Raw genomic sequence first — 4674 nt, 5'->3', positions numbered from 1 at the left:
GGGCAAGCCCGTCGTGCTGGTGCTGGCCACTGGCCGCCCGCTGGTCCTCTCCTGGGCCGACGCCCATGTCGCCGCGATCGTGCAGACCTTCCACGGCGGCACCGAGGGGCGCACGGCGATCGCCGAGGTCCTGACTGGAGCAGCGAATCCGGCGGGCCGCACGCCGATGAGCTATCCGCGCTCAGTCGGGCAGATCCCGATCTACTACAACCATCTCCCGACGGGGCGACCGCAGAAGATCCGGCAGCGCTACGAGTCGATCTACATGGATGAGAAGAACGAGCCGCTTTATCCCTTCGGCTTCGGTCTTTCCTACTCTCGCTTCACCTATGCCAATCCGCGTGTCGACCGCTCGCGCATCCCGATCAATGGCATCGCAGAGATCTCGGTCGATGTGACCAATTCCGGCTCGCGCGACGGCCAGGAAGTGACGCAGCTTTATATCCGCCAGCCGGTCGCGACCCGGTCCCGACCGGTCCGCGAACTCAAGGGCTTCAACAAGCTCGCTATCAAGGCGGGCGAGACCAGGACCGTCAGTTTCAAGCTGGAGGCCCAGAAGCTGGGATACCACGACGACACCGGACGTTATGTTGTCGAGCCGGGTCTGTTCGAGGTTTATCTTGGCGGTTCCGCGTTGGCGGAGGCGAAGACACAGTTTGAGGTGATTAAGCCATAGTCATCGCCAGACGCTCCTGCTTGACGATTGGCCTCGACATCTTTGCATTTTCGGTCAATCCTCCTCTGGTCGGGCATTCGGATGCATGCATCCGAAGATCCGCAAGAAGCTGGCTTCAGGGGATGCGGCTATGGCGACCGGAACCGTGAAATGGTTCAATACTGAGAAGGGCTTCGGATTCATTCAGCCTTCAGATGGCGGCAAGGATGTGTTCGTACACATCACAGCCGTGAAAGAAGCGGGCCTGATGACTCTGACGGAAGGACAGAAAGTCTCGTTCGATCTGAAAACCGAACGCGGCAAAACGGCGGCAGGCTCGCTCCAGCTGCTCTGACCTCTCGGGCCTCGCGCGCTCATAGCGACCCTTGAAACGGCCGCTATGATGGGCGGTCGCGCGCGGCCCATTCACTGACGGGATGTGGGGCTGGCTCCAGATCTCGCAAGTGCCGGGGTGCATGGCACGGATGGCCGTGCGTGCGCTTACCGTGCGAAGTGCTTGGCGCCTGCCACGCAAAGTGCCACGCCGGCGCTAACGGCGACCATGGGCCAGCTCACGGCCTCATGCAGCAACAGAGCGGCGAGCATCAGCCCGAAGAAGGGCTGCAGCAATTGCAGCTGTCCGACGGCGGCGATACCGCCCTGTGCCAGGCCGCGATACCAGAACACGAACCCCACCAGCATGCTGAACACCGAGACATAGGCCAGGCCGATCCAGGCCGGCCGGCCGACATCGGCAAACGAGGCCGGAAGGGTCAACGCGCTGAGCGTGACCATGACCGGCAGGGAGAGCACCAGCGCCCAGGAAATCACCTGCCAGCCTCCGAGCTTTCGCGACAGTCGCGCTCCCTCGGCGTAACCGAGGCCGCAGATGATGACCGCGGCGAGCATCAGCAGATCTCCGACCGGGGAGGCGACAAAGCCCTGGGTCATCGCAAATCCGGCGACAAGAGCGCTGCCCAGGCAGGAGAACAGCCAGAAGACCGGGCGGGGACGTTCGCCGCCGCGCAGGACGCCGAAGCTCGCCGTTGCCAGCGGCAGAAGGCCAATGAAGACGATCGAGTGAGCCGAGCTGACATGTTTCAGCGCCAGCGCCGTCAGGAGCGGAAAGCCGACGACAACACTCAGCGCGACCACAATCAGCGGGAGAAGGTCGCTCCGTTGCGGTCGCGTTTGCCGGAAGGCGAGAAGCAGGCACAGGCCCAGCAGGCCGGCGATTGCGGCGCGTGCTGCGGTCAGGAAAACGGGGTCGAGATCGACCACGGCAACACGTGTTGCTGGCAGCGAAGCGCTGAAGATCAGCACGCCGAGAAAGCCGTTGATCCAACCGCTCATGCTCTTGTCCATCAGGAAGTCTCCGTTCGCGGCCTGCATTCGCCGGGATCTGCATCCTTTGCCAGAGACGGTGCATGACAGTTGGTGCAAACTGTCATGCTGCAAGAGGCAATACAATTAGGTGATTGCGTGACACTCCTGGACGATGACGGCACGCTTGTCGGGCGTGTCATGCAGGCTGTTCGCCAGCGCATGGCGGGGCGGGTGCTGGCTCCGGGGGCCAGGCTGCCCTCGATCCGCGCCTTTGCCGAAACGATGGGCGTCTCGAAGTCGACGGTGGTCGAGGCCTATGACCGGCTTGCCGCAGAGGGGGCGATCCGCTCGCGCCGCGGCTCGGGCTTCTATGTCGCGGGGCATCTGCCACCCCTGTCGCTGGCGGAGATCGGGCCGCGTCTGGACCGTGCAGTCGATCCGCTCTGGGTCTCGCGACAATCGCTGGAGGCCGGCGAGGATTTCCTGAAGCCCGGCTGCGGCTGGCTTCCCGCATCATGGCTGCCGGAGGAAAGCCTGCGCAGAACACTGCGATCGCTCTCACGCGCCGATGCCTCCACGTTGGCCGATTATGGCACGCCGCTCGGGCTGTTGCCGTTGCGCCATCTACTCGCCCGGCGCATGGCGGAGCATGGCATCGAGGCCGGGCCGGACCAGATCGTGCTGACCGAGTCCGGAACCCAGGCCATCGATCTGATCTGTCGCTTCCTGATCGAACCGGGTGATACGGTGGTGGTCGACGACCCCTGCTACTTCAACTTCCAGGCCCTGCTGCGGGCTCATCGAGCCAAGGTCGTCAGCGTTCCCTATACGCCGAACGGCCCCGATATCGTGCGCTTCGAACAGGTGCTCGCCGCGCATCGGCCACGGCTCTACGTCACCAATTCCGCGTTGCACAATCCAACGGGAGCCGTGCTGTCTCCCGTGATTGCGCATCGGCTGCTCAAATTGGCTGAGCAGTCAGGGTTGACGATCATCGAGGACGATATCTTTGCCGATTTCGAGTTGGAACCGGCGCCGCGGCTTGCCGCCTTCGATGGCCTCGATCGGGTCGTGCATATCGGCAGCTTCTCCAAGACGCTGTCGGCCTCGCTGCGATGTGGCTTCATCGCGGCGCGACGCGACTGGATCGAGGGGCTGACCGATCTCAAGATCGCCACGTCCTTCGGAGCCAGTCGGGTCTCGGCGGCGTTTTTACTGGGCGCCTTGAAGGATGGTACCTATCGCAAGCATATGGACGGGCTGCGTGGGCGGTTGGGGCGCGCCATGACGGAGACTTGCGCGCTGTTGAAGGCTATCGGAATCGAGCCGTGGATCGAGCCGCGTGCAGGCATGTTCCTGTGGTGTCGCCTGCCGGACGGGCTGGATGCCGCCGAGATCGCTCAGCGCGTGCTGGCGGAGAATATCGTCCTGGCCCCCGGAAATGCCTTCAGCGTGTCGCTAACGGCGGGACGATTCCTGCGCTTCAACGTCTCGCAATCGTCTGACCCGCGCATCTACACAGCGCTTGAAGCGGCGATGCGGCGCTGAGTGGTGCCAACATTGGCTGACAGGGGGGCGGGATCTCGCTGGCGCGAGGAAGGTGCTTGCTCTTTCTCCTCTTTTGACATAAAGATATCTTTATATGTTTTTCTGAATTTCGAAGGCTGATCCTTTGCGCCAACCCACGACGCTGTCCTCGTCATCCTTGCTTGCGGGCCTGCGCGCGGCCGGCGAGGAGACACGGCTGCGCATCCTGGCTCTGTTGGCGGAGGGCGAGCTCTCCGTTTCGGATCTGACCGATATTCTGGGGCAGTCTCAGCCCCGCATTTCCCGCCATCTCAAGCTCCTGGCCGAGGCCGGGCTGGTTCGTCGCTATCGTGAGGGGGCATGGGCCTTCTTCCGGCTCGACGAAGCGGGAGCGGGCGGCGCCTTCGCGGCCTCCCTGGCTGCGTGGCTCGATCGGGCGGATCCTGAACTCGCCGCGGACCGCGAGAGGCTCGCTGCCGTTCGCTCCACGCGCGCCGAGGCGGCGCAGTCCTATTTCGCCAGCGTGGCTCGGGACTGGGACCGGCTGCGGTCGCTGCATGTCCCCGACGATGCTGTCGAGGCGGCCGTCGAGGCGGCTGCCGGGGAGGGCTCTTCCGGCGCGATGCTCGACCTCGGCACGGGGACGGGCCGGATGCTGGAGCGGATCGCCCCAAAATTCGGCCGTGCCATCGGTGTCGATGCCAGCCATGCCATGCTCGCCGTGGCGCGCGCCAATCTCGAGAAGGCCGGGCTGTCCCGGGTTGAGCTGCGACAGGGCGATATTCACGCCTTGCCTTTCGCACGCGGGGCCTTCGATCTGGTGATCATCCATCAGGTTCTGCATTTCCTCGATGACCCCGGCCGCGCACTGCGCGAGGCGGCCGCGATGCTCGCCCCCGGCGGACGGCTGATCGTGGTCGATTTCGCGCCGCACGAGATGGAGTTCCTGCGGACCGAGCACGCGCATCGCCGACTCGGTTTCTCGCGGGCTCAGATCGCCGGCTGGTTCGCGGAGGCAGGATTGAGCTGCGATCTCTCCGAAGAGGTGACCTCGGCCGAGGGGGCGTCCGGCCAGCTCTCCGTGATGCTCTGGCGTGGACGTGACCGGCGCGTGCAGGGGGATTTCCCGCTGCGCCAGAATTCCAGTTTCGAGGTGGCTTGATGAA

Annotated in this window: 5 protein-coding genes; 4 read left to right on the top strand and 1 reads right to left on the bottom strand. The window is 64.3% G+C overall.

Annotated elements, in window-relative coordinates; all coding sequences use genetic code 11:
* Together AC1D34_RS34230 and AC1D34_RS34225 are read left to right on the top strand one after the other, a co-directional pair.
* A partial coding sequence (locus tag AC1D34_RS34230; RefSeq protein ID WP_476826642.1) for a glycoside hydrolase family 3 C-terminal domain-containing protein occupies window positions 1-676 on the top strand: 676 nt, incomplete at its 5' end.
* A 130-nt stretch (window positions 677-806) separates the two neighbouring features.
* On the top strand, window positions 807-1010 hold the full coding sequence (locus AC1D34_RS34225) for a cold-shock protein (RefSeq protein ID WP_043233603.1): 204 nt from the start codon (window positions 807-809) through the stop codon (window positions 1008-1010).
* Window positions 1011-1156: 146 nt separating this feature from the next.
* Here AC1D34_RS34225 and AC1D34_RS34220 read toward each other — a convergent pair whose 3' ends face one another.
* Window positions 1157-2020 carry a DMT family transporter gene (locus AC1D34_RS34220; protein ID WP_441489336.1) on the bottom strand — a complete coding sequence of 288 codons (864 nt, stop codon included), beginning with the start codon at window positions 2018-2020 and terminating at the stop codon, window positions 1157-1159.
* Window positions 2021-2179: 159 nt separating this feature from the next.
* On the opposite strand from AC1D34_RS34220, the gene AC1D34_RS34215 reads away from it, so the two are divergent.
* Entirely contained in the window at window positions 2180-3529 is a 1350-nt protein-coding gene (locus AC1D34_RS34215) for an aminotransferase-like domain-containing protein (RefSeq protein WP_476826643.1), read from the top strand.
* 124 nt (window positions 3530-3653) lie between these two features.
* A complete protein-coding gene (locus AC1D34_RS34210) occupies window positions 3654-4670 on the top strand; it encodes an ArsR/SmtB family transcription factor (RefSeq protein WP_476770606.1) in 1017 nt (338 codons plus the stop codon).
* Window positions 4671-4674: the final 4 nt, after the last annotated feature.

This window comes from Allobosea sp. P1_A7 (assembly GCF_056406775.1).
Note: the sequence above shows the minus strand (reverse complement) of the source record. Positions and strands in the feature narration are given on the sequence as shown.

What these genes read in the sequence shown, in the direction of transcription:
- AC1D34_RS34225 (WP_043233603.1), top strand. Translation starts at nt 807, where the DNA reads ATGGCGACCGGAACCGTGAAATGGTTCAATACTGAGAAGGGCTTCGGA.
- AC1D34_RS34220 (WP_441489336.1), bottom strand. Translation starts at nt 2,020, where the DNA reads ATGGACAAGAGCATGAGCGGTTGGATCAACGGCTTTCTCGGCGTGCTG.
- AC1D34_RS34215 (WP_476826643.1), top strand. Translation starts at nt 2,180, where the DNA reads ATGCAGGCTGTTCGCCAGCGCATGGCGGGGCGGGTGCTGGCTCCGGGG.